Below are 24,238 nucleotides of genomic sequence, written 5' to 3' on the forward strand. Positions count from 1 at the left end.
TATGATAATTTAATACACTTCAGTAATATTGAATTGTCTTTAAACAAATCATTTAAACATGACTTATTGATATAATCATTTACACCACATTAACATCAAAAAATTAAGGCCCTTTCCGATTATATCAACAAATCATCATTAACCATATGAAATCCCTCATAACTACTTAAAAACAATTTTCAGGGAATGAAAATCACTGTGTACGACATACCCAGTTTTGGACTTGCCGGCTCAACATTTCATATTTGGTTACACGCAAGATAGGAATATTAGAAAATTAAAAAAGGGGGTAGAATAATAATTATAAGGGGCTGAATCGTAAAAAAACAATTACACAACTACGCAAAGTAGTACAAATAATACACTACTAAATGTTATTGCAAATAAGGAGAAAATTTGTGGATTTGGCGCGTTAACTGATCTTGTCGAAAGAAATACCTCTTTCTAACTTTTGCAGGTAGGCTTTTAAGATTGCGTTTTCGGGTTTTGCCAGTTGCGGATCGTCTTCAAAAAGAGCAATTACGGTGTTCCGTGCTTCAGATAAAATAATCTGGTCTTTGGCCAGGTCGGCAAGCTTCAGATCTAAAACACCGCTTTGTTGTGTTCCGGTAATATCGCCAGGACCACGGAGCTGTAAATCTATTTCTGATATTTCGAAACCATTGTTGGTCCTTACCATTGTTTCTAAGCGGATCTTGCCCTCTTTACTCAGTTTATTCCCACTCATTAATATACAGAAAGACTGTTCTGCCCCACGGCCTACTCTACCGCGCAACTGATGGAGCTGTGAAAGCCCAAACCTTTCGGCATTTTCGATGACCATAACCGAAGCATTAGGCACATTTACGCCCACCTCTATTACGGTTGTAGCCACCATAATCTGGCTTTTACCATCAATAAACTGCTGCATTTCGAACTGTTTATCCGCATTGGGCATTTGTCCATGAACAATACTCATTTGGTAATCCGGTCTAGGAAACTGATAACTCAGCTGCTCAATGCCCGCTTCGAGATGTAAAAGATCTAATTTCTCGCTTTCTTTAATTAAAGGATAAACAATATAAACCTGCCTGCCTTTGGCAATTTCCTGCTTCATAAAACCAAACATCCTGAGACGTTGGCCTTCAAAAAGGTGTTTGGTTTCTATGGGTTTTCTACCCGCAGGTAATTCGTCGATGATCGAAACATCAAGATCACCATATAAGGTCATGGCCAAAGTGCGCGGAATGGGTGTAGCGGTCATCACGAGAATATGTGGTGGAATGATATTTTTCCGCCAAAGTTTAGCGCGTTGCTCCACACCAAAACGGTGTTGTTCATCAATTACAACCAGCCCCAGATTCCTAAACTGAACCTTATCCTCAATCAGGGCATGTGTTCCGATCAGAATATCGATTTCCCCACTCTCCAATTGCTCATGCAAAATCGTGCGCTCCTTCTTTTTAGTGTTTCCTGTAAGGATGGCAACACGCACCAGGTCGTCAGTTACCAGCGATGTGATAGATGCATAGTGCTGACGGGCTAAAATCTCCGTAGGCGCCATCATACAAGCCTGATAGCCGTTGTCATTTGCCAAAAGCATACTCATTAGTGCAACAGCAGTTTTACCACTCCCTACGTCGCCTTGAACAAGCCGGTTCATTTGTACGCCCCGTTGGGTATCAATTCTGATTTCCTTAACTACCCGTTTTTGGGCATTCGTTAATTCAAAGGGCAAAAACTCGTTATAAAAACGGTTTACTTTTTCGCCAACTTTTTCAAAAGTTACGCCTTTAAACTTTAACTGGCGCAAATGTTTATTGTGTAAAAGCTGCAATTGGATGAAGAACAATTCCTCAAATTTAAGGCGTCTTTCCGCAGCGCTTAAATCCTGCTGATTTTTAGGAAAATGAATATTCAGCAAGGCCAGTCTTTTATCTGGCAGCTGATACTTATCAATAATGTATGGAGGTAAATTTTCTGGAACCTGAGGAATAATCTGATCCAACAGGCCGGCGATTAAACGTTGTAAGCCTTTTGAATCGAGATTAAACTTTTTAAGCTTCTCTGTTGAGTTATAAACCGGCTGCAAGGTTAAATTACCTCTTCCCACCTGTTTGCGCTGATACAGCTCCATTTCAGGATGTGAGATGCTGAATGTTCCGTTAAAGATGCTAGGTTTACCAAAAGCTACATAAGCAGTGCCAACGGTGATATTATCATCAACCCATTTTAAACTCTGGAACCAAACCAGTTCCATGATTCCGGTCTCATCTTTAAAAACAGCAATAATGCGCTTTGCTCTTTTATCGCCGATTACTTTTTTACTGATTACCCGCCCGATAATCTGAATATACTGCGAATCAGGATTGATCTGGTTAATCTTGAAATATTTTGTACGGTCGATATACCTGAACGGATAATGTGCCAGCATATCCTGATAAGTGAACAGGCCGAGATCCTTTTTTAAAACATCGGCACGACTTGGCCCAACGCCTTTCAAAAACTCAACAGGTGTATCTAATACCGAATTAAACAAAATATTTTACTGTTTCTTGTAAACAACACTCTTTAGCAAAGCCGCATTAAAAATAACGATCGATAACAGCAAAAGCAAATAGGCGAAAAGTTGGTGCAGATCTATTTTTTCCTTAAAGTAAAAAAATGCTACTGTAAAAGCAACTATAGGATTGAGATAGATTAAAATACCCAGGGCAGACGAAGGCATGCCCAACAGGGCATAGGAATTTAAGAAGAGCGGAATAATGGTAAACACAATGGCAATCAAAAATATATGTGCCCAAAAGAAGGTTTCAGTAGGAAAAGGTGCAGCGTTTAAAAAATACAAAGGCAGCATCATTAACCCTGATAAAATTAACTGAACGCCTAAAAAGTTAAACTTATCTACATCTTTAATCACTTTTAGCACAATAACATATAGCGCATAAAAAGAGGCGATGATAATGGCCCACATGACTTCGTGTAAAGAGCCTGTTGCCAATAGGATGATGCTTATAAATGCAATAATCAGGGCAATAATTTTAGCCTTGGTTAATTGTTCTTTTAGAATGATAAATCCACAGAGCGCAGTTAATAGCGGGCACACCATATAGGCAAAGGCTGCGGCCTTTAAACTCACACTATTTACCGCATAAATGTAGGTGAACCAGTTTCCGGTTATCAGAAATGATGACACGATGGTAAGCAGCAATAGTCTGGTTTTCTGGCGGGTGTTTAATGATTTTAATAAATTCAAATCATTTTGTAAGGCTTTCCTTCTGAATAAAAGAATGGTAGCCCAAACCACGATAATGGAAATAAATATCCTGTAGTATAAAATTTCGTGTGGCGGAAAACCTTTTATGTTACGCAAAGGCACAGACATTGTTCCCCAGATTATGTAAGGAACAATGCCCGCTATAAAATATTTGCTTTTGCTTTCCGTCAAAATTAGCCTACAATGGCAATTACAGAGATTTCTACATTAACATTTTTAGGCAATACCGAAACCTGAACCGTTTCGCGGGCTGGAAAATCAGCTGTAAAGTATTGTCCGTAAACTTCGTTTACCTGCGCAAAGGTACCCATATCGCTTAAGAAGATGGTAGACTTTACTACGTTATCGAAAGTTAGGCCCGCCTCAAGCAAAACGGCTTTAAGGTTACGCATGACCTGATGTGTTTCTTCTTCAATATTACCAATGTTTAGTTCTCCACTTTCGGGATTAATGGCCACCTGGCCTGATACGAATAAAAAGTTTCCAGCTTGTACAGCCTGGCTATATGGTCCAATTGGAGCTGGAGCATTCGTTGTTTTAATAATTTGTTTCATACAATTTGGGTTATTTGGCAAGCCACTGAATAAGCTTATAGATGATACCTGCAAGAAAAATTAAGATAGCCAATGCATTAATAAAATGCATGATTCTCAGATTGATATTATTTGGCCTTTTAGGATCCTTTTTTCTAAAGAAGTACATCATGCAAACTTAGCTAAAAAGCTTAACACAGAAAATTAAAAGGCATAAAAAAAGTCCCGATTTTCATCGGGACTTTTCTAAATCTTATATTGAAATACTAGTTTCTAGCAGTTTCAACACGACGGTTTTGGATACGACCTTCTTCAGTATCGTTAGAAGCAATTGGATTAGCTTCACCATTACCTTTAGTAGCAACTTGACTAGCGTTAACGCCAGAGTTTACTAAGTAAGTTTTAACAGAGTTAGCTCTGTCTTTAGATAATTTCAAGTTATATGCAGCAGTACCTTCGCTTGAAGCGTAACCGTTTACAGTTACTTTACCACCGTTTTCACGTAACACTGAAGATAATTTATCTAAAGTAGGGTAAGACTCAGTTTTTAAAACTGAAGAGTTGAAATCAAAACCAATTTTTTCGAAACCAGTTACATTAGAAGCAACTGAATCAACTGGAGCTGGTTTTGGAAGAGGACAACCTGAACCATCAACAGCAGTACCAGCAGGAGTTCCTGGGCATTTATCGAATTGATCAGCAACACCGTCACCGTCAGTATCTTTTTTCAAATCTTCAACAGATTTTTCAACAGCAGAAACACGGTTTTTCAATGCTTCAACTTCTTGACGTAAAGTTGGATCTTTTAACTCATCGTACATAGTAGCTAATGGGTTAGTCCACTCTAAACTTGGTTTAGCAGAAGAACCTAAAGAGAATTCTAAACCAGCATAACCGTAAGAGAATTTATCTTTACTTTCGCCTTTTGCATAAACTCCATCAACGTTATCAGCGTCAACAAAGTTCATGGTGTAACCTAAGTTAAAGTTAACACGCTCAGAAACTTTGAATTTAACACCAGCACCAACTGGAATATAGAAACCTTTTACGTAATCTTTAGCGTCATGTCTGTCATCAATAGGACCAATAGCTTTACCTTTCCAGTCAATAACTCCACCAGATGCGGTAGTGATTTTTGGAGCATAAGCTAACATACCAGCACCAGCTGTTAAGAAGAAACCTACTGAATTCTCACGACGTAAGAAATCGATTGAACCTACATTTACAACACCACGTAAATCTACTGCATATTGCAATTCAGTTTCGAAATCTTTTACAGCTGAAGTGATTCCTTCATTAGTACCTGAAAGTTTACCACGTGTTCCGTTTAATTCTAAACCGAAAGAGTGACCTAATTGTTTACGGATGTTTAAGCCGTAGCCTAAGTTAGCATCCCATCTGTTAAAGTCATTTGAACCACCGATAGCAACAACTGGCATTAAAACACCACCATGTACACCGATAGACCAAGTTCTGTACTGTCCTCTACCACCAAATACCTTGGTAGCAGAAGTTGTTGCAGGTGCATCTTGAGCGACAGCAAGAGAAGCTACTCCTGTTAATGCCACTAAAGAAAGTGCAACACTTTTCTTTAAAGTAGAATAATTCATAATCTTTTTCTTTTTTAAGGGTTAAACAATTTAATTGATTAATTTTTTAGTAATCGCAAAATTAAACAAAATTTTAAATTTTCAAACTTTTATACAAACTCCGTTCCAAACTTCACAGTAATTAATCATTTTATTACATTTGGCCATTACCCATATAAAAATACCATTTTCATGAAATATCCTACCATCAATCAGTCATTATTTATTTTAAATCGAAATAATTTCACTAAACACCTAAAAAACAACTCATTAGCTATATTCAATTCAAGTGATGAATTCCCTAGAAGTGGCGATCAGAACTTTATTTTTAAGCAAAATCCTGATTTATTTTATTTATCCGGAATTGATCAGGAACAAACAATTTTGCTATTATTCCCCGATTGTCCTAATCCATTGTACAGAGAAGTCCTGTTTTTAAGACAGACTAACGATTACATTAAAGTTTGGGAAGGATACAAGTATACCAAAGAGCAAGCAAAAGCGGCATCAGGTATTCAAGCGGTATACTGGTTAGAAGATTTTGACAACATACTCCATAGTATTGTAAACTATGCTGAACATATTTATTTAAATACGAATGAAAATGACCGGTATGCTCACGAAGTTCCTTATCGTGACATTCGTTTCATTGAGAAAATGAGGGCAAAGTACCCCTTACATCATTATGAACGTTCGGCACCTATCATGCGAAATTTACGCGCAGTTAAATCAGATGTTGAAATCGAATTAACAAAAAAGGCTTCGGCAATAACCCGTGATGCTTTTATCAGGGTATTAAAATTTACAAAGCCCGGTGTTAAAGAATATGAAATTGAAGCGGAGATTATACACGAGTTTATCCGCCAGGGTGGAACAGGCCATGCCTATACCCCTATTATTGCTTCTGGCCACAATGCTAATATCCTTCATTACAACGATAATAATCAGGAATGTAAAGATGGCGACGTGATACTTTTCGATTTTGGCGCTGAATATGCCAATTACAATGCAGATATGAGTCGTTCTATCCCTGTTAATGGCCGTTTTACGCAAAGACAAAAGGATGTTTACAATGCCGTATTGCACGTGATGAAGGAGTCGATTAAATTAATTGGCGAAGGGACCATATGGAATACTTACCACGAGCAGGTTGGTGAAATTATGACGGAGCAACTGGTTAATCTTGGACTTATTTCTACAGCAGACGTGAAGAATCAAACCGCAGCCTGGCCAGCTTATAAAAAATATTTTATGCACGGCAATTCGCATCACCTAGGCATCGATGTACATGACTTTGCTGGAAGATATACGCCATTTGCTAATGGCAACATCCTTACAGTTGAACCAGGCATTTATATTCCGGAGGAAGGTTTGGGTATCCGTTTAGAAAATAATATTCTGATCACCGGAAATGGAAATATAGATTTAATGGCCGATATCCCACTAGAAGCTGAAGAAATTGAGGATATCATGAACAGTTAATCAATTCTCAGTTGGTAGTTTACAGTTAATTGATAATAACTAATCGATTAACCTTTAAATTCATCAGCAAAACGATAAATATTAAAATCATCTTCTTTCAAGGCTGCCTGAACTTTTTCTAGCAGCCTTTTTTTATCTATACCCCTCATTTTCTCATGTTGAATGAGTCTCCAGGCTTTCTCTGCAAACAGAAAAGCCCTTCGGTTATGATCAGAAGTCAGGGGTTTGATTATCCATGCACATAGTTCATCAATACCGGTATTTTTATCGGCCACTGTTTTTAATATTGGGATAGTCTTCATACCCTGGTGTACGATTTTCTTTAAATTATTGGCAAAAATAGCTGCGCCTTCCCTGTCAGCCTTATTTATCACAAAACAATCGGCAATCTCCATCAAACCAGATTTGATATTCTGTACCTCATCGCCAGATTCGGGCACCAAAACAACAACAGTTTTATCAGCCAGTCCGGCAATTTCGACTTCCGATTGTCCTACGCCAACAGTTTCTACAATAATCAGGTCAAAATTAGCTGCTTTTAAAACATCAACCATTTCGATAGTTTTTGCCGAAATACCCCCTAAAGCGCCACGCGTAGCCAGCGAGCGAATAAAAACATTTGGATTATTAAATTGCCCAGCCATACGAATACGGTCGCCTAACAATGCCCCAAAATTAAATGGAGAGGTAGGATCTATGGCCAATATAGCAATGTGCATTCCTTTCGCCACAAAATGGCTGGTTACTGCATTTACCAGGGTACTTTTACCTGCACCTGGAGGCCCTGTAATACCTAAAACCGGAACATTAGCCCAACTATCTAAATCTCTTAAAATCGCATCAGCCGGTGTAATGTTATTTTCGACAAGGGTTAATGTCCTTGCCAAAACCCTGTAATTTCCAGCCTTTACTTCTCTTAAAATGGATAGATGCGTATTCATCAATAAAACTATCTTTGTACAAATAAACAAAAATTATCAGCTACAAAGCACCTATAATGAAAGTTACCGGTTTTACCTTTTTAAGAAATGCAATTGTAAACGATTATCCGGCAAAAGAAGCCATACTTTCCATATTACCTTTATGTGATGATTTTATTGTTGCCCTGGGGAACTCTTCAGACGAAACTTCTGAAATGGTTAAAAGCATCGATCCTAAAATCAGGACTATTGATACCGTTTGGGATGACAGCATCAGAGAGGGCGGCCGGGTTTTTGCCGACGAAACCAATAAGGCTTTAGCAGAAATCAGTAAGGATACCGATTGGATGATCTATATTCAAGGGGATGAGGCCATACATGAAGATTATCTTTCCCTGATTAAAAAAGAAATGGAGCTAGAGCTTCACAACAATAATGTTGAGGCCTTACTTTTAAAATATAAACATTTTTATGCTTCTTATGACTATCTGGCTGAATCCAGACGCTGGTATAGAAGAGAAGTTCGGGTGATAAAAAATTTACCCGGTGTAAAATCTTACCGTGATGCACAGGGCTTCAGAATTAACGACAGAAAACTTAAGGTTAAGTTAATCGATGCCTACATTTATCATTATGGCTGGGTTAAACCACCAAAAGGATTACAAGGTAAAGTGCGAAACTTTAATCAGTTTTATCAAACAGAAGAATGGATTGAAGAGAATTATCCCGTGCAGGAAACTTATGATATGCACAATGCCGATCGTTTGGTTCATTTTAAAGGCACTCACCCAAAAGTAATGCAGGCAAGAATTGAGGCTGCAAACTGGAAATTTGATAAAGATTTAACCAAGGAAACCCCAAAAATGAATTTTCGCAGGCGGGTTTTGCAAAAAATTGAAGATTTAACTGGTATGCGCTTGTTTGAATACCGGAATTATAAAATTGTAAAGTAGATGCAGAAAAGTGTTTCGATCATCATCCCTAATTATAACGGCAAGCATCTGCTCGAACAATACCTGCCTTCTGTTTTTACCGCGGCTCAAAATGCGGGTACAGAATTTGAAATTATTGTTATAGATGATGGCTCAAAGGACGACAGCATCTCTTTTATCAAAGAAAATTACAAGGAGGTAAAACTACTGATCAATGATCAGAACCGAGGTTTTTCTTATACCTGCAATCATGGTATCCGGGAAGCCAAACACGAATTAATCTTACTCTTAAACTCTGATGTAAAGCTTACGCCAGATTATTTTGAGCACCAGTGGAAATATTTTAACAAACCTGATACGTTTGGCGTGATGGCCCGCATCATGAGTTTCGACGAAAGCAGGATTGAGGATGCTGCCCGTTTTTTATACTATGGTGGCTGCCGGATTAAAGCAAATAAATTCTATTACAGCGAAAATTCAGCAGATGGAAATGTTTATACAGCCTACCTATCTGGCGCCAACGCTTTGGTTGATGCAAAAAAGCTCAAAGAACTAGGTGGTTTTGATGAAATCTACTCTCCTTTCTCATCAGAAGACTTCGATCTGAGCTTACGTGCCTGGCAATTGGGCTGGAAATGTTATTACGAACACCAATCGTTTTGTTTTCACCATGTAAGTGGCAGCACCAAAACACAGATTAAATCTAATTTTATTAAAAAGATTTATTATCGAAACCGTTACATCCTCCAGGGTATCCATCTACACGGGCTAAGAAAGGTTCTTTACCCACTCCAACAGGTTTTTACCGAACTGATTCCAAAATTGCTTACGGGCAAAACCTGGGTACTGGAAAGCTACAAAGACTATTTAGCCCATCAGATCCACATTAATGCCAGTAGAACAAGGCTTGATACACTGAAACAGAAATATCATTCAAACCTAAACGTTTCGGATATAATGACCATTATCAATCAATCAATTAGCACCAAAAAAATTAACCGATTGTAATTTTAAACCCATTGGGTTTTGAAAACCGGCAAGGTATATTTGAAAACCGTACATTTGCCAAGTTTTAATTAGATTTTTTTTGGAGCTGTTTCATTACATTTCTCCATTTTACATATTCCATTTTATATCAAAATGAAAACATATTTTCGTTTATTATCATTTGCCAAGCCAATCGAAAAATTTGCCATACCTTATATTATTGCAACATTATTCGCCATAATTTTTAACACCTTCTTGTTTACCCTGCTAGGGCCTTTATTAGAAACTCTTTTTATAAAAGACGCACCCACTACATTATCAAAAGTTAGCTCATCAATCGATTTTATGGGCAAATTTAGCCAATATATACAACACGCTATTGATGCGTACGGTAAAACTGAAACCTTAAAATTGGTATGTATTGTTATAGTGGTTACCGTGATATTAGCAAATCTTTTCCGTTATCTCTCACAGAGATTCATGGAAGATTTAAGGGTGCACACTTTACTTAATCTTCGTAGAACAGTTTTCAACAATGTAATGAATTTGCATGTTGGTTTCTTTAACAATGAACGTAAGGGAGATATCATTTCTAAAGTTGCATCAGATGTTCAGGTGGTGCAATTTACCGTTACCAACACCTTACAAGTGATTTTTAAGGAGCCATTACAATTATTATTCTACGTTGGTGTACTCATTTCGATCTCGGTTAAGCTTACATTATTCTCTCTACTGGTTATCCCTGTATCAGGTTTTATCATTAGTAAAATCGTTAAACGCTTAAAACACCAGGCTAAAGAATCTCATGAATCTTTCGCAAAAATGATAGGTTTCTTAGATGAATCTTTAAGCGGCATTAAAATCATAAAAGCCTTTAATGCTACACCAAGGATTAAAGATAAGTTTGACCAGGAGAATAAGTTCTATTCTTACCTGAATAGAAAAATGGCAAGAAGGCAGCAGCTTGCCTCACCCGTATCACAAACATTAGGGGTATTTGTTGTCGTTTTTATTGTGCTTTATGGTGGAACAATGATTTTAACTGGTCAGGGAGATCTTACACCTGCAAAATTCCTGGTTTATATTGCTACCTTCTCGCAGGTAATGCAGCCAGTAAAGGCACTTACCGATTCGTTTAGCGGAATCCATTCGGGTATTGCGGCAGGGGAACGGGTTTTGGACTTAATGGATACCAAACCATTATTGGTGAATGCGCCAGATGCCAAAGTGCTCGATGGTTTTAACAGCGCAATCAGCCTTCAGGATGTATCATTCAGTTATGGCGAAAAACAAATACTTAACTCGATAACCTTCGAGATTGAAAAAGGAAAAACTGTTGCCCTGGTTGGTCCGTCAGGTGGTGGAAAAAGCACATTGATGGATCTGCTTCCGCGTTTTCATGATCCAAAGTCAGGGGTAATTAAAATTGATGGCCACGATTATAAAGAACTTACTGTAGAGAGTATCAGGGCGCAAATGGGAACCGTTAACCAGGAGTCTTTTCTTTTTAATGATACTATTTTTAACAATATTGCCTTTGCAAAACCAGATGCAAGCATGGAAGAAGTGGTGGCAGCAGCAAAAATTGCCAATGCGCACGATTTTATCGAGAATGCAGAGAACGGTTATCAATCTTTGGTTGGCGATAGGGGGAATAAACTTTCTGGCGGACAGAAACAACGCGTTTGTATTGCGCGCGCAGTATTGGCAAATCCGCCGATCATGCTTTTAGATGAGGCAACATCTGCACTGGATACTGAATCAGAAAAACTAGTACAGGATGCATTAAATAATTTAATGAAAAATCGCACATCGATTGTAATTGCGCACCGTTTAAGTACAATACAACATGCGGATAAAATTGTTGTGATTGATAAAGGCAGTGTGGTAGAAACCGGAAGCCATAGCGAATTAATGGCAAAAAATGGCTTATACAAGCGTTTAATTGATATGCAGGCTTTTACAGAGTAAATTTATGAGTACAGTTTTAAATTTAGCCAGATCAATTTCTTCACCCGTTTATGCATACGAGTATTCTATATGTACACTCGTAACCAGAAAAGCAGAATACGAAGAAATGTTAAACTCATTTCTTAACAAAGGATTTGATGAAAAAAGCTGTGAATATTTGTTTATTGATAATTCCGAATCCTGTAATTTTGAAGCCTTTAAGGGGTTAAATCAATTTCTTCAACAGGCAAAGGGGAAATATATCATCTTGTGCCATCAGGATATTATCATACACGATCACGATCAGAACCATTTATCGGAAAGGATTTCAGAGATCGAGAAGAATGATCCCAACTGGGCTATTTTAGCCAATGCTGGAGGAGTAAACTTTAAATGGATTGCCACTAATTTAACGCAAGGATCAGGCCATATCATTAAAGAAAAAAGATTGCCATTAAGGACAAGAACCGTTGATGAAAACTTCATGGTTGTTAAAAACAGTGCGAATTTGGCACTATCGCACAATTTATCAGGATTTCATCTTTACGGGCCTGATTTATGCCTAATTGCCGATGTGCTAGGTTTCAGTGCCTATGTAATCGACTTTAATATTATTCATAAAAGCAATGGCAATCCAGATGCATCTTTTTATAGATTAAGAAAAGAATTTATTGAAAAATATAATCATGCATTTAGAAGTCGTTTTATGACAACCACCATTACCCGCTATTATATCTCCGGCAATTGGTTTTCAGCATGGTTTTGCAACCTTCAACCCATTAAGTTCATAGTTAGGCAATATTACAAAGCTTTTAAGCCTAAAAAATTATATGTATTAGATATTAAACAGGATGCTTAAGATAAAGAAAGATTCTACCATCTATATTTTCTGTGCCCCAAATTTTGCAACCGGTGGGCCCGAAGCATTACACCAGTTGGCACACCAGCTGATCAGCATGGGTATGGATGCTAAGATGTATTATTTTCCGATTAAAGACAGTAATATTGACCCTGTACATCCATTTTATAAAAGCTATCATGTTCCTTACGTAACTGCGTTGGAGAATTCAACATCTAACTTCTTAATTATACCGGAAACTTCTCCTGAAATTATATTTAAAAAGGAATTTAGTAAAATCAAAAAAATAATCTGGTGGTTAAGCGTAACCAATTATTACAAAATGTTAGCGCCTGTTATCAGACGGACTAAGCGTAAACCATCCTACTGGATCAGGAAATTATACAATCCCATTCAGTTTGCAACATTAGAAAAAATCAGGCAAATGGACGTTGCAAATATTGGCCATTCTTATTTCTCAATGGATCATCTGGCTAAAGCCGGTATAAAACCGATCGGCCAGATATCAGATTACATGAATCATCAGTTTTTCAACCGTGTAAATAATCAGATTGAGAAAGAAAATATCATCATTTATAATCCTGTAAAAAATGGCGAGTATCTACAAAAAATAATTGCAAAAACGCCATCACTAAACTGGGTAGCACTAAAAGGCTTAACACCGGAAGAGGTAGCCGACAGAATGAACAGAGCTAAGCTTTACGTAGATTTCGGTTACCATCCGGGTAAGGAGCGAATGCCAAGAGAAGCCTGCATTATGCGCTGCTGTATGATTATCGGTAGAGAAGGATCGGCTGCATTTGATGAAGATATGCCAATCCTTGACAAATATCGCTTTGACAAAACTGACGATAATATTAGTGCAATTGTTGAAGTGATTCATACTTGTTTAGATCATTACGAGGAGGAGATTAAAAATTTCACCTCTTACCGCGATGCACTTTACCAGGAAGAGCAAAAATTTGAAGATGCAGTTAAGGTCGTTTTTGTAAATGCATAAATCTTTTTTCTGCTGATGATGCAACCTCTAATTTCTATAGCACTGTGTACATACAATGGAGCAAAGTATTTGCAGGAACAGTTAATGAGTATTGTTAACCAAACCTATAAAAATATTGAAGTTGTTATTGTTGATGACTGTTCGACTGATAATACGGTAGATATTGTAAAAAGTCTTGAAAAAAGTTTTCCCCGGATCAAATTGTATCAAAATGAAAAGAATCTGGGTTTTAATAAGAATTTCGAAAAAGCAATAGAACTTACTACCGGAGATTATATCGCTATTAGTGACCAGGATGATATCTGGGAGTTAAACAAACTCGAACTTTTATTAAATCATATAGATGATAACTGGCTCATATTCTCAAACTCAATATTTGTTGATGAACATAATAACGATTTAGGCAAAACGCTCCTTCACCCATCATTTAAACTTAGGGAAAGAGATTTCAGAAGTTTGCTTTTTTATAATTTCGTAACGGGGCATACTACCCTACTTTCACGAATATTTATTCCTTATATTTTCCCCATTCCAAGTTCGGGTTATTACGATTGGTGGATGGGATTTATTGCACTTTACCATAAGAAAATTGCGTATTTGAACATGAATTTAACCAGACACCGCATACACGGTAGTTCTGTAATGAATAAAGAAGAACAAGCTAATTCCAGCAACCAAAAAGTGGCCAGGTTTTTAGAAAAAACGAAGAATTTGGAAATCTTAAAAAATTACCCAAACCTAAGTCATCAAGATAAACAGCTGATCTCTGATTTGTTTGAAGCTTACTCAAAAAAGAAAAAATACAATCTATTTCTGATCGTAAAAATGATCGAAAATTATCAGCACTTTTTCCCAGATTTAAAAAAGAGGAATCTCATCAGTAGATTTAATTTCGCTTTAAAAATGGGCTACTAATATAAAAACAGTTTTATGCACAATTCTAACAGCAAAAACGAGCTTAAGGCCATTGCACTTTATCTACCTCAATTTCATCCTTTTAAAGAAAATGATAATTGGTGGGGAAAAGGATTTACAGAATGGACAAATGTCACCAAATCAAGGCCAAAATTTAAGGGCCACTATCAGCCACATCTACCAGCAGATTTGGGTTTTTACGACCTGAGATTATTAGATACTATGGTTGAGCAAGCTACCCTTGCCAAAGAATATGGCATTTATGGCTTTTGTTTCTATCACTATTGGTTTAATGGAAAACTTTTAATGGAGACACCGATAGAGCAAATGTTAAAATCTAGTAAACCCGATTTCCCTTTCTGCTTATGCTGGGCCAATGAAAACTGGACGAGGCGATGGGATGGACTAGAAGCTGATGTTTTAATTAAGCAAGAGTATGATTTAAATGATGATCTTGATCACATCCGATATCTGATGCCCTTTTTTAAGGATGAAAGATACATAAAAATAGATGGAAAACCTGTTTATTTAATGTACAGATCTGAGCTCCATCCAAACATCAACGAGGCTGTAAAGATTTGGCGGGAGGAAGCTAAAAAAGCTGGATTTGATGACATTTATCTCATTAGGGTTGAAAACTTTAAAAGAGATTTTGATCCTAAATACCATGATTTCGATGCGAGCATGGAGTTTGCTCCAGATTTTTCGATCGAGCTTCAGAAATACAGCAAAAAACAACCACTTAGTCATTTATTCAGAAAGATCTTACACAACAGCTCCTTAAAACAAAGTGGGTTACTGGCGAATAAAGTATTCGACTACGAGGAAATGGTTGAGAAAATGGCCAAAAAGGAGCCTAAAAATTATAAATACTTCCGATCCGTTTTCCCTAGCTGGGACAACTCTGCTCGAAGGGCTAAAGATGCCACTGTATTTGTGAACTCAAGCCCAGAAAAATTTAAGGAATGGGTTGCAAAAACCGCGGCATACACCAAAGAGAATTTTCAAGGAGAAGAGCGACTAATGTTTGTAAACGCCTGGAACGAATGGGCAGAAGGATGCCATTTAGAGCCAGATCAAAAATATGGCCACCACTATTTACAGGCATTAAAAGACGGGCTCGAATCTTAATAACTAATAAAACCCCAATGATGTAAAAGAGTAAGAAAACGATTTATAAAATCAGTTTATGCTTTCCAATATATTTTCCAGTATTGAAACTTGCTTTTTTACTTCATAACGGGCTGCTTGAATCTTAATTTCGTCTACATTAAACCTTTCTGGGTTATTTTTGACTTCCATCATTGCAGTAGCCAGATCTTTTGTCCTCCAAGAGTCTACAACTATGCCTGTGCCGCCCTTCACAAACTCACTAATCCCACCCGAATTGAAGCCTACAATTGGTTTCCCCAATGCAGCGGCCTCTAGCATTACCAAGGGGAATGAATCTTCTCTAGACAATAATAAGAAAGCATCAGCGGAGTTAAGATAGTTGTAGTACTCATCACTTTGTGCCCCTAAAAATTTAACCCGCCCAGGAAATTTATGCTCAACCGTCTTCTTGGTATAATAATAAATTCCTGTATCTTCCTCGCCTCCAATCCAGATAATTTTAATATTCCCAGGCAAGTCTTTAAGCAGCGAAACTAAAAAATCTACCCCTTTTATTAACGAAGTTTTACCGGAAATTGCCCAAACAAAATCGTCTTTAGCAAATCCAGTATTCGCCTTTACTTCCGCTGCTGATTTAGTACAGATTATTTTATTAATATCGATAAAGCCATATAACAACTTCACATCAGGTCGGCCCATACCGCTAATCTTATCGCACACTGCTTCAGAACAGCCGATCAGCGCTGCTGATGATGAAACAATTGTTTCTAAACCGGTATAAGAAACAAAATTATATGCCAGTGGCAATTCGTGTGCATGCGTAATAATCTTCACCCCCAATTTCTTAGCAATGGGATAAACTTCAGGTATTACAATGGTATTTACATACCAAAAATCGACTTTATTTTTTTTATGGATCTGGCTTAACTGATATTCTAATGAATCGATCTTAAAGATCTTTAAAAAAGACCTCAAAAGCCTTAAAGATTTTTTTGGATTTTTTTTATAAGGCAAGAAATGTTTAATTTCAGCCGGCAGATCATCAATTAAGGCGCCCTTATCTTTCGTAAATAAAAGTGGTAAAAACTTATCCTTGTTTAAGTTGGTTAAAGAATACCAAAGTAGCATTTCCGAGCCTGTTCTACCTAAGTTATGGCTTATAAACAATATTTTCTTCATCTAATCTCTGATATAATAACAACTGCTATTTTCTGTTTAAATTGGCTGCAAATTAAAGAATAAATAATGTATTAACTTTTATTTAATTGCATTTAGGCTTCCATATTTAGTTTGTTGGTATATTTGAAATTATCACTTTAGCTCGCATTTTATATGTCTTCAGTATAATAAAGCTAAATACTTTAAAAACCAGCGCACAATAATGGGACAACCACAAATAACTGTTTTTATGGCTGCTTATAACCAGGCAGATTTCATCAAACAATCCATAGATAGTATTTTAACCCAAAGTTTTTCAGATTTTGAATTGATCGTTGTCAATGACGGTTCGACAGATGATACTGCTATCATTGTTGAATCTTTCACCGACAATAGAATCAGATTGGTGAACAACGACGGTAACAAAGGCCTGATTTATACAAGAAACCGTTTATTAACACTTGCAAGGGGCGAGTATATTGCGATATTAGACGGTGATGATATTGCTCAGCCTGATCGGCTTAAACTTCAGTACAACTTTCTTTCGGCTAACCCAGAAATTGCACTATGCGGAGGCCATGCTACCATTATCGACGAGAATGGTGATAAAACGGGCGACCAGCTGATGGTACCTGTAGATAATGTTGACTTATTTATGTTATTTGGTAACCCATTTGTAAATTCAACAACCATGTTTAAAACCAGTGTTTTTAATGAACTAAATGGTTATCAAAACTATAGTATCTCAGAAGATTTTGATCTTTTTATAAGGATGGCGGAAAAATACAAAGTGACAAACCTTAACGAAACCTTTGTCAATTACCGCGTTCACAGCCATAACACGTCTGCGCTAAATCTCGGTACAAGGCTGGCAAACGAAAGAAAAATCATTAGTCATTTGCAAGAGCGTATAGGCTTACCTAATCATGAAAGATGGTTAAGCCCACATATCGAATTATTTAACTGGACCCTCCTTAGAACACATTTAAACGATTATTTGCTTTTGCTCCACGAACTTAAATCAGCCAATAATATTTCTAAAAGATATGATCAAGAAACACTTAACCGATTTTTGTTCAATAAATGGATGGATGTCCTAATATCTGATCAAATTAATGAACTTACCCTAAAATGGTACCTTAAAAATGAAATATTTAAAAGTGCTTATTTCAACTTTAAAAAATTTAGAAAAGCCTTCAAAAACAGCATGAAACAATTGCTAAGCTAAAATTACTGGCCAACAGTCCATTTCATCCTGGTTTTGATAATTAATGCTGACAGCAGGTAACTAATTGAATATGCTATTATAAACCTTACGATTAACAAAGCAGTGTTCTCCCACACATTATAATGTAGAACATCTAATTTCAATGGCTGAAAAATCAATGGCAAAAACCGTTCTATTACAATACTGTGCAACAAATAAATCCCGAAAGTGGTTTCACGTGGCTTGAGGCGATCAAGAATTTGAATACTTCCAATCTTTAACAGCACGCCAAACGCCACAAACGAATAGATGATATTCGATATTCTCAGCGTATTATATGCATCTTTACTTCCTAACTCAATCAGGTGTACCGATTCAAAAATTCCTAAGGCAAAGGTCAAAATCAGAAAAAAGATCCATGTTATCCATCGTGTATCTTTTACAAACTTCATTACTGCAGCATAATATCTGTTTAAATATACACCAAGCCACAAGTAAAAAACAAAACCGAATAAGGCAGAAGTATGTGTAGTTTCGAACCAGTTAAAATATAGATTTACACTATATACAAGTGAAATAAGTCCAAAAAATATGCCTAACCAATAATTATAGAGGTATTTTTTAAATATTAATAACAGGGTAATACAGATCAAAAAATTAAGGATAAACCAGTAAGGGCTGAAGAATAATACCCTAAAAACAAAATCGGAAATATAGGCTCCGAAATCTGTAAACATTAATCCACCATCGCTTCCCTTACTGTGTGCTATCCATCTATCCAACATGGTAATTGCAATAAAAACAACCATCCAGAAAAGCCATGGACTTACGGTATTCTTAAACCTATTTTTTAAATATTGACCAGCCGAATATTCTTGGAATTTATGGTTTATTAAAAACCCACCTATTAAGAAAAATGCTACGGTAGAGAATTTAAAAAACTGTATCACTCCTGCTTCGGTTATTGTAGCACTGGCTGTGTTATACATCGGCGCCTGAACAATGTGGCTATGCTCAAATACAATACCCATCATTGAGATACAACGAATGGTGTTAACAAAATCGAAATTCTTTTTTACAGGTAATGTTTCTTTGGTTAATTCAATCATTAAGTAGTTTGGTAGTTGAACTGACAAATATCTACAAAAAAAGAGCCTCAATTTATTATTGAAGCTCTTTTAACATTTATGTACGTAAAATATTACAGTTTTAAATGTTATTAATTATTATAAGGAAGCATATAAAATTTGATTCCTTCGTTCGAATAACCTGCAAAAGACGAATTGATTGTGTTGTAATAATGGTTTACCACACTTGAATTATAATATTCGTAAACTGGAGTTGTACCAGAGGTATTGCTATTATTATAAACATAACCTACAATACCCTCATAGGTATAACCAGCATAATTTTGTTGATTAATGGTATAATAATGGTTTCCGGAAGGAATATTTAAATTAACGTATCTATATAAGGGCACAGAACCTGGTTTTTGTATGGAATAAACATAACCTAATACCTTTGAATAGTAATAATCAGGCCTATCCTTCTTTAATGTAGTATAAAAATGCTCCCCTTTACTGGTACTATAATATTCGTATAGCTCCATTGTATCCTCTTCAGGTAATGGGTAAGTTGTAGCTTGAGGATTCTGAAGAATATAAAACTTGATACCCTCTAAGCTGTATCCCGCAAAAGTCCCAGGGCCGTCAAAAAGATAATTATCGCCATTATCTTGATTAAAATATCTTATAACTGCTCTTGTTTTAGTTACGGGAGCAGGATAAACATAACATGCAATACCCCGAGATACATAATCCCCGAAATTACTTGCTAATTGAGTACTATAATGATATTTTAGTTTAGTCTCACTATAATAAACATATAAAGGAACTGTTCCAGGTTCTTGATTTTTAAAAACATAACCTAAAATCGTAGAATAGTTTACTCCAAGCCATTCCGTTGAGTAAAAATGAGTTCCTCTAGAGGAATCGTAATACTCATAAAACGGCACAGCCCCAATAGTAGGAACTGTGTAGGTTGGAGGCGTAATTGTCCCTGGGTTTCCATTCCCAGGTGTTGTTGTGTTTGTTTGAAAATCATAAACTTTATCATAGGCGACAACTTGCGCCTGATCAGCGGTTTGATAAAATAAATATATTTTTTTACCTTCCACTAGCTTCGATTTCTTAATATTAACCGAAAATGTATCCTTCTTTATAAAAACACCAGATTTAAAATTAGAGTTTGTAATCTGTATAAACTCTGAAAAAGGTGAAATTTCATTATCAGAGTTTCGTGTTCCTATTGCAATTTTAAAATCCACTGGCTTATAAGGGCCTGTAACAGGAAAAACTGATGGCCTACTATAGGATACAGAATATTTAACCAGCGTGGTTTCCTGATTATAATTAATAATAATTTTTCCGTTTTGCAAATATGAGGGAAGAATTTCAAAATCAGCTATCACGCCGTAGTTCTTCTGTGCTTTAGCATAATTAATTGAGAATATAAATAGAATAGCACAAATTAATTTAAATATTTTCATATTACTTATTATTCTTTTTGATATACATAGCAATTAATTCTTCCCTACCAATCTGCTCAATTCCATAAACAGAAAATTTTTCATTCTCTTCATTATACTTAATTTTCGAAGTGTCTATAGTTATTAATTCTCCTAAATAGACTTTCAACTGACCAACACTAACCTTTTCATTTACAGACTCTACAACTACTGGCAAATCTTTCTTTTTACATCCATGAAACGATGCAGTAACGGTCCCAAATAATAATATCAGAGCACCTAATTTGATATATTTTTTCATTTTTTTCTTGCAAAGAAACTGAGAAAAAATATTAATTTTGACAATCCCTTATTATCATTATTTACTTATTAAACACATAGCAAGTAAATAATACAATTACATAATCGTTAACGTTTCTCAACATGTTAGATATAGGGATTACTTTAAGAAGGTACAGGGATAGATATCATTATACACAGCAGTATGTTGCTGATGTAATTGGCATAAGCAGGGTTGCTTATCGAAAGTGGGAAAATAATGAGGTAGATTTTGCGGTGTCGCAACTGGTCAAAATCGCCGAACTATATGAGGTACCTATCCATGAGATCATCATACAATCAGATTTTAAAAAGCATAAAATAATTTCTCTCAAACAAAAAGGGCATCAATATTATTGATGCCCTTACTTTATTTTATCTGAAACTGATTACAGTTTTCTAGCTACTTCTACCTGTTCGTAAGCTTCTACGATATCGCCAACTTCGATGTTGTTGAAGTTCTGAATGTTTAAACCACACTCGTAACCTTTATTCACTTCTTTCACATCATCTTTAAAGCGTTTTAACGAGGCCAGTTCACCTGTGTACACTACAACACCATCTCTAACGATACGGATTTTACTGTTACGGGTAATCTTACCATCTAATACCATACAACCTGCAATGGTACCCACTTTAGTAATTTTGAAAGTCTCGCGAATCTCAACATTCGCCACAATTTTCTCTTCAAATTCCGGATCCAACATACCTTCCATCGCCGATTTAATCTCGTTGATTGCATCGTAGATGATAGAATATAAACGGATATCGATCTGCTCAGCTTCTGCAAGTTTACGTGCACCTGTTGATGGACGAACCTGGAAACCAATAATAATCGCATCTGAAGCTGAAGCTAACAATACATCAGATTCTGAAATCTGACCAACACCTTTACTGATGATATTGATCTGGATCTGCTCAGTTGATAGTTTTAACAATGAATCGGCTAATGCCTCGATTGAACCATCCACATCACCTTTAACGATAATATTAAGCTCTTTAAAGTTACCGATAGCCAAACGACGACCGATCTCATCTAAAGTAATATGTTTCTGTGTACGTAATCCTTGTTCACGTTGTAACTGCATCCGTTTGTTTGCAATATCACGTGCTTCGGTTTCACTTTCTAAAGCATTAAATCGATCACCTGCTGTAGGCGCACCCTGCATACCCAAAACCTGTACCGGTTGTGATGGACCTGCAGAATCTACTTTAGCACCACGCTCGTTGGTTAATGCTTTTACACGTCCGCTGTAACTACCTGCTAAGATTGGATCTCCAACTCTTAATGTACCAGCCTGAACCAATACTGTAGTTACAATACCACGTCCTTTATCTAATGCCGACTCAATTACAGTACCTGTAGCTCTCTTATTCGGATTCGCTTTCAGTTCTAATAATTCAGCTTCTAATAATACTTTATCTAAAAGTAAATCAACATTTAAGCCGCTTTTGCTTGAGATTTCCTGTGATTGATATTTACCACCCCAATCTTCAACCAAAATATTCATTACCGATAATTGCTCACGTACTTTATCTGCATTTGCACCTGGTTTATCTACCTTAGTGAAAGCAAATACCAATGGTACACCTGCCGCTTGTGCGTGGTTAATCGCCTCTTTTGTTTGAGGCATCACTGCATCGTCTGCAGCAATAACAATAATGGCAATATCTGCTGCCTTAGCACCACGTGCACGCATCGCTGTAAAGGCTTCGTGACCTGGGGTATCTAAGAAAGTTACTTTTTTACCGGTTGGCGTAGTTACCATATAAGCACCAATGTGCTGGGTAATACCACCTGCCTCACCAGCTACCACATTTGCTTTACGGATATAATCCAGCAATGAGGTTTTACCGTGATCGACGTGACCCATAATCGTCACAACCGGAGCTCTTTCGATTAAATCTGCCTCGTTATCTTCTTCCTCAATTACATTTTCTTCATCCTCATCTGGTTTAACGAATTGAATTTCGTAACCAAACTCGTCTGCAACGATGGTTAAGGTTTCAGCATCTAAACGTTGGTTAATGGAAACGAACATACCAAGGCTCATACAAGTACCAATAATTTTGGTAACCGGTACATCCATCATGCTCGCTAACTCATTAGCCGTAACAAATTCTGTTACTTTTAATATTTTCGATTGCGATTCAAGCTCATTTGCAGCCTCTTCTGCATTCGATGCTACATCATCACGTTTCTGACGACGCAATTTAGCACGTTGTGCAAATTTACCTGATTTACCAGCTCCACTTAAACGGGCAAGTGTTGCTTTGATCTGATCTTGAATTTCTTTCTCAGTAGGTTCTTCTTTAGGTCCGCTTGGTGTAGCATTTCTATTTTGGAAACCTGGTCTGTTATTGTTGTTATTTCTATTTCCCTGATAAGGTGTTCCACCTTGCCCGGCTGGTCTGTTACCCTGGTATGGTGTACCGCCACCTGGTCTGTTACCTTGATAAGGTTGACGAGGTTGTCCTGGCGCACCACCCTGGCCTTGACCTTGACCTGCAGGATTATTCTGTCCTTGCTGGCCCTGACCACCGTGTTGGCCTGGTTGACCTGGAGCTCCCGGAGTTTTTTTGCGTTTACGCTTACGTTTAGCGGCTTCACTATCGCTAGATGATGCTACAGGGCCGTTTCTTCTATCCGGTGTTGTTGGTAAAACAATTTTACCAATAATATTCGGACCGGTTAATTTAACGGTACGTGCTTTAATTACCTCAGGCTCGTTGCTTACCGGTTTTGCTTCAGCTGGTTTTTCTTCCACTTTAGGTTGTTCCACTGGTTTTACAGGCTCAGGTGCTTTAACCACTGGCGGTTCTGCAGCTGGTGCTGGTGCAGCAGGCGCTTCTTCCTTTTTAACCTCAACCGGTTTTTCTTCCGCTTTAGGTTGCTCAACTGGTTTTACAGGTTCTGGTGCTTTAACCACTGGTGGTTCTACAACAGGTGCTGGTGCAGCAGGTGTTTCTTCTTTTTTAGCCGGGCGTGTTTTTGAGTTAAGGTCGTTTAAATCGATCTTTCCTACAATTTTAACTCCTGGTAATCCAGTTTCTTCAACCTTATCTTCTGCCTTAGTTTCTTTTACTGGCTCTACTGCTGCCGCAGGTGCTGGTGTTGGCGTTTCTACCTTAGGTGTTTCTACAACCTTTGGTTTTTCTACCGGAGGGGTAAATGATTGAGCATTTTTAATTAAAATCTCTTCATTTTTCTCAAAATCGGTATTCTTCTTCGGCGCTTCTACTGGCTTTTCAGTCTCAGGCTCGTCACGACGTATTTTACCAATCACTATTTGTTTGGCTTCTTCTCTTACGATCTTATCTCCCTGATACTCTTTCAATAAGGCATTATACATGTCTCCCGTAAGTTTAAACATAGGGCTTTTCTCGGCAGAGAATCCCTTTTTGTTTAAAAACTCAACGGCCGTACCCATGCCTATATTAAGTTCTTTAATAGCTTTAATTAAAATGATTGGTTTGTCGTCTGACATTTAG

21 protein-coding genes are annotated in these 24,238 nt (G+C 37.0%); 10 read left to right on the top strand and 11 right to left on the bottom strand.

The genetic code is table 11. From position 1 onward, the window contains the following. Positions 1 to 412: 412 nt before the first annotated feature. The 5 genes from recG to AC07YT_RS09550 form a co-directional block, all read right to left on the bottom strand. Positions 413 to 2,518 (bottom strand): ATP-dependent DNA helicase RecG, encoded by a 2,106-nt coding sequence (gene recG / locus AC07YT_RS09530; protein WP_086548753.1) that lies wholly within the window; start codon positions 2,516 to 2,518, stop codon positions 413 to 415. 6 nt (positions 2,519 to 2,524) lie between these two features. Continuing rightward, positions 2,525 to 3,427, bottom strand: a complete 903-nt coding sequence (locus AC07YT_RS09535) for an EamA family transporter (protein WP_086548752.1) — start codon at positions 3,425 to 3,427, stop codon at positions 2,525 to 2,527. A gap of 2 nt (positions 3,428 to 3,429) precedes the next feature. After that, positions 3,430 to 3,810: a RidA family protein gene (locus AC07YT_RS09540; RefSeq protein ID WP_086548751.1), complete on the bottom strand. Its 381-nt coding sequence runs from the start codon at positions 3,808 to 3,810 to the stop codon at positions 3,430 to 3,432. A gap of 10 nt (positions 3,811 to 3,820) precedes the next feature. Continuing rightward, positions 3,821 to 3,961 (bottom strand): DUF6728 family protein, encoded by a 141-nt coding sequence (locus AC07YT_RS09545; protein ID WP_494945295.1) that lies wholly within the window; start codon positions 3,959 to 3,961, stop codon positions 3,821 to 3,823. A gap of 94 nt (positions 3,962 to 4,055) precedes the next feature. After that, a complete protein-coding gene (locus AC07YT_RS09550) occupies positions 4,056 to 5,399 on the bottom strand; it encodes an OmpA family protein (protein WP_086548750.1) in 1,344 nt (447 codons plus the stop codon). A gap of 171 nt (positions 5,400 to 5,570) precedes the next feature. On the opposite strand from AC07YT_RS09550, the gene AC07YT_RS09555 reads away from it, so the two are divergent. Then, positions 5,571 to 6,860, top strand: coding sequence for an aminopeptidase P family protein (locus AC07YT_RS09555; RefSeq protein WP_086548749.1), 1,290 nt, complete (start codon positions 5,571 to 5,573; stop codon positions 6,858 to 6,860). A 47-nt stretch (positions 6,861 to 6,907) separates the two neighbouring features. On the opposite strand, the gene meaB is transcribed toward AC07YT_RS09555, so the two are convergent. Then, positions 6,908 to 7,801: a methylmalonyl Co-A mutase-associated GTPase MeaB gene (gene meaB / locus AC07YT_RS09560; protein ID WP_086548748.1), complete on the bottom strand. Its 894-nt coding sequence runs from the start codon at positions 7,799 to 7,801 to the stop codon at positions 6,908 to 6,910. 56 nt (positions 7,802 to 7,857) lie between these two features. Between meaB and AC07YT_RS09565 the strand changes: the two genes are divergently transcribed. From AC07YT_RS09565 to AC07YT_RS09595, 7 genes are all read left to right on the top strand, one after another. Then, the gene (locus AC07YT_RS09565) at positions 7,858 to 8,733 is read left to right on the top strand and encodes a glycosyl transferase (RefSeq protein ID WP_086548747.1); all 876 of its coding nucleotides are present in this window, start codon (positions 7,858 to 7,860) and stop codon (positions 8,731 to 8,733) included. Continuing rightward, the gene (locus AC07YT_RS09570; RefSeq protein WP_086548746.1) at positions 8,734 to 9,720 is read left to right on the top strand and encodes a glycosyltransferase family 2 protein; all 987 of its coding nucleotides are present in this window, start codon (positions 8,734 to 8,736) and stop codon (positions 9,718 to 9,720) included. Positions 9,721 to 9,852: 132 nt separating this feature from the next. Next, positions 9,853 to 11,670 carry an ABC transporter ATP-binding protein gene (locus AC07YT_RS09575; RefSeq protein WP_086548745.1) on the top strand — a complete coding sequence of 606 codons (1,818 nt, stop codon included), beginning with the start codon at positions 9,853 to 9,855 and terminating at the stop codon, positions 11,668 to 11,670. Between the two features lie 4 nt (positions 11,671 to 11,674). Further along, positions 11,675 to 12,508: a hypothetical protein gene (locus AC07YT_RS09580; RefSeq protein WP_086548744.1), complete on the top strand. Its 834-nt coding sequence runs from the start codon at positions 11,675 to 11,677 to the stop codon at positions 12,506 to 12,508. Beyond that, the gene (locus AC07YT_RS09585) at positions 12,501 to 13,508 is read left to right on the top strand and encodes a hypothetical protein (RefSeq protein ID WP_086548743.1); all 1,008 of its coding nucleotides are present in this window, start codon (positions 12,501 to 12,503) and stop codon (positions 13,506 to 13,508) included. The genes AC07YT_RS09580 and AC07YT_RS09585 overlap by 8 nt, the downstream gene beginning before the upstream one ends. A 15-nt stretch (positions 13,509 to 13,523) precedes the next feature. Continuing rightward, entirely contained in the window at positions 13,524 to 14,423 is a 900-nt protein-coding gene (locus AC07YT_RS09590) for a glycosyltransferase (protein WP_086548742.1), read from the top strand. Positions 14,424 to 14,438: 15 nt separating this feature from the next. After that, complete coding sequence (locus tag AC07YT_RS09595; RefSeq protein WP_086548741.1) at positions 14,439 to 15,554, top strand: glycosyltransferase WbsX family protein; 1,116 nt, start codon at positions 14,439 to 14,441, stop codon at positions 15,552 to 15,554. Positions 15,555 to 15,605: 51 nt separating this feature from the next. Here AC07YT_RS09595 and AC07YT_RS09600 read toward each other — a convergent pair whose 3' ends face one another. Continuing rightward, positions 15,606 to 16,715, bottom strand: coding sequence for a glycosyltransferase family 4 protein (locus tag AC07YT_RS09600; RefSeq protein WP_086548740.1), 1,110 nt, complete (start codon positions 16,713 to 16,715; stop codon positions 15,606 to 15,608). A gap of 202 nt (positions 16,716 to 16,917) precedes the next feature. Here AC07YT_RS09600 and AC07YT_RS09605 point away from each other — a divergent pair, with 202 nt between their 5' ends. After that, positions 16,918 to 17,922, top strand: a complete 1,005-nt coding sequence (locus tag AC07YT_RS09605) for a glycosyltransferase family 2 protein (protein ID WP_086548739.1) — start codon at positions 16,918 to 16,920, stop codon at positions 17,920 to 17,922. A gap of 2 nt (positions 17,923 to 17,924) precedes the next feature. Here the strand turns inward: AC07YT_RS09605 and AC07YT_RS09610 are convergent, their stop codons facing one another. The 3 genes from AC07YT_RS09610 to AC07YT_RS09620 form a co-directional block, all read right to left on the bottom strand. Next, positions 17,925 to 19,010, bottom strand: a complete 1,086-nt coding sequence (locus AC07YT_RS09610; protein ID WP_086548738.1) for an acyltransferase family protein — start codon at positions 19,008 to 19,010, stop codon at positions 17,925 to 17,927. A 110-nt stretch (positions 19,011 to 19,120) separates the two neighbouring features. Further along, positions 19,121 to 20,449, bottom strand: coding sequence for a hypothetical protein (locus tag AC07YT_RS09615; RefSeq protein WP_086548737.1), 1,329 nt, complete (start codon positions 20,447 to 20,449; stop codon positions 19,121 to 19,123). Position 20,450: 1 nt separating this feature from the next. Next, a complete protein-coding gene (locus tag AC07YT_RS09620; protein WP_086548736.1) occupies positions 20,451 to 20,729 on the bottom strand; it encodes a hypothetical protein in 279 nt (92 codons plus the stop codon). Between the two features lie 122 nt (positions 20,730 to 20,851). Between AC07YT_RS09620 and AC07YT_RS09625 the strand changes: the two genes are divergently transcribed. Continuing rightward, positions 20,852 to 21,106 (top strand): helix-turn-helix transcriptional regulator, encoded by a 255-nt coding sequence (locus AC07YT_RS09625; protein WP_086548735.1) that lies wholly within the window; start codon positions 20,852 to 20,854, stop codon positions 21,104 to 21,106. 29 nt (positions 21,107 to 21,135) lie between these two features. Here AC07YT_RS09625 and infB read toward each other — a convergent pair whose 3' ends face one another. Beyond that, positions 21,136 to 24,234 carry a translation initiation factor IF-2 gene (gene infB / locus AC07YT_RS09630; protein ID WP_086548734.1) on the bottom strand — a complete coding sequence of 1,033 codons (3,099 nt, stop codon included), beginning with the start codon at positions 24,232 to 24,234 and terminating at the stop codon, positions 21,136 to 21,138. Positions 24,235 to 24,238: the final 4 nt, after the last annotated feature.

It is taken from the genome of Pedobacter sp. GW460-11-11-14-TSB4 (genome assembly GCF_059423705.1).

Excerpts from the sequence above, each read along its gene's own strand:
- meaB (WP_086548748.1), bottom strand. The coding sequence starts at position 7,801 with ATGAATACGCATCTATCCATTTTAAGAGAAGTAAAGGCTGGAAATTAC.
- AC07YT_RS09595 (WP_086548741.1), top strand. The coding sequence starts at position 14,439 with ATGCACAATTCTAACAGCAAAAACGAGCTTAAGGCCATTGCACTTTAT.
- AC07YT_RS09615 (WP_086548737.1), bottom strand. The coding sequence starts at position 20,449 with ATGAAAATATTTAAATTAATTTGTGCTATTCTATTTATATTCTCAATT.
- AC07YT_RS09575 (WP_086548745.1), top strand. The coding sequence starts at position 9,853 with ATGAAAACATATTTTCGTTTATTATCATTTGCCAAGCCAATCGAAAAA.
- AC07YT_RS09605 (WP_086548739.1), top strand. The coding sequence starts at position 16,918 with ATGGGACAACCACAAATAACTGTTTTTATGGCTGCTTATAACCAGGCA.
- AC07YT_RS09580 (WP_086548744.1), top strand. The coding sequence starts at position 11,675 with ATGAGTACAGTTTTAAATTTAGCCAGATCAATTTCTTCACCCGTTTAT.
- AC07YT_RS09625 (WP_086548735.1), top strand. The coding sequence starts at position 20,852 with ATGTTAGATATAGGGATTACTTTAAGAAGGTACAGGGATAGATATCAT.
- AC07YT_RS09585 (WP_086548743.1), top strand. The coding sequence starts at position 12,501 with ATGCTTAAGATAAAGAAAGATTCTACCATCTATATTTTCTGTGCCCCA.
- infB (WP_086548734.1), bottom strand. The coding sequence starts at position 24,234 with ATGTCAGACGACAAACCAATCATTTTAATTAAAGCTATTAAAGAACTT.
- AC07YT_RS09555 (WP_086548749.1), top strand. The coding sequence starts at position 5,571 with ATGAAATATCCTACCATCAATCAGTCATTATTTATTTTAAATCGAAAT.
- AC07YT_RS09600 (WP_086548740.1), bottom strand. The coding sequence starts at position 16,715 with ATGAAGAAAATATTGTTTATAAGCCATAACTTAGGTAGAACAGGCTCG.
- AC07YT_RS09550 (WP_086548750.1), bottom strand. The coding sequence starts at position 5,399 with ATGAATTATTCTACTTTAAAGAAAAGTGTTGCACTTTCTTTAGTGGCA.
- AC07YT_RS09610 (WP_086548738.1), bottom strand. The coding sequence starts at position 19,010 with ATGATTGAATTAACCAAAGAAACATTACCTGTAAAAAAGAATTTCGAT.
- AC07YT_RS09545 (WP_494945295.1), bottom strand. The coding sequence starts at position 3,961 with ATGATGTACTTCTTTAGAAAAAAGGATCCTAAAAGGCCAAATAATATC.
- AC07YT_RS09590 (WP_086548742.1), top strand. The coding sequence starts at position 13,524 with ATGATGCAACCTCTAATTTCTATAGCACTGTGTACATACAATGGAGCA.
- AC07YT_RS09620 (WP_086548736.1), bottom strand. The coding sequence starts at position 20,729 with ATGAAAAAATATATCAAATTAGGTGCTCTGATATTATTATTTGGGACC.
- AC07YT_RS09570 (WP_086548746.1), top strand. The coding sequence starts at position 8,734 with ATGCAGAAAAGTGTTTCGATCATCATCCCTAATTATAACGGCAAGCAT.
- AC07YT_RS09565 (WP_086548747.1), top strand. The coding sequence starts at position 7,858 with ATGAAAGTTACCGGTTTTACCTTTTTAAGAAATGCAATTGTAAACGAT.
- AC07YT_RS09540 (WP_086548751.1), bottom strand. The coding sequence starts at position 3,810 with ATGAAACAAATTATTAAAACAACGAATGCTCCAGCTCCAATTGGACCA.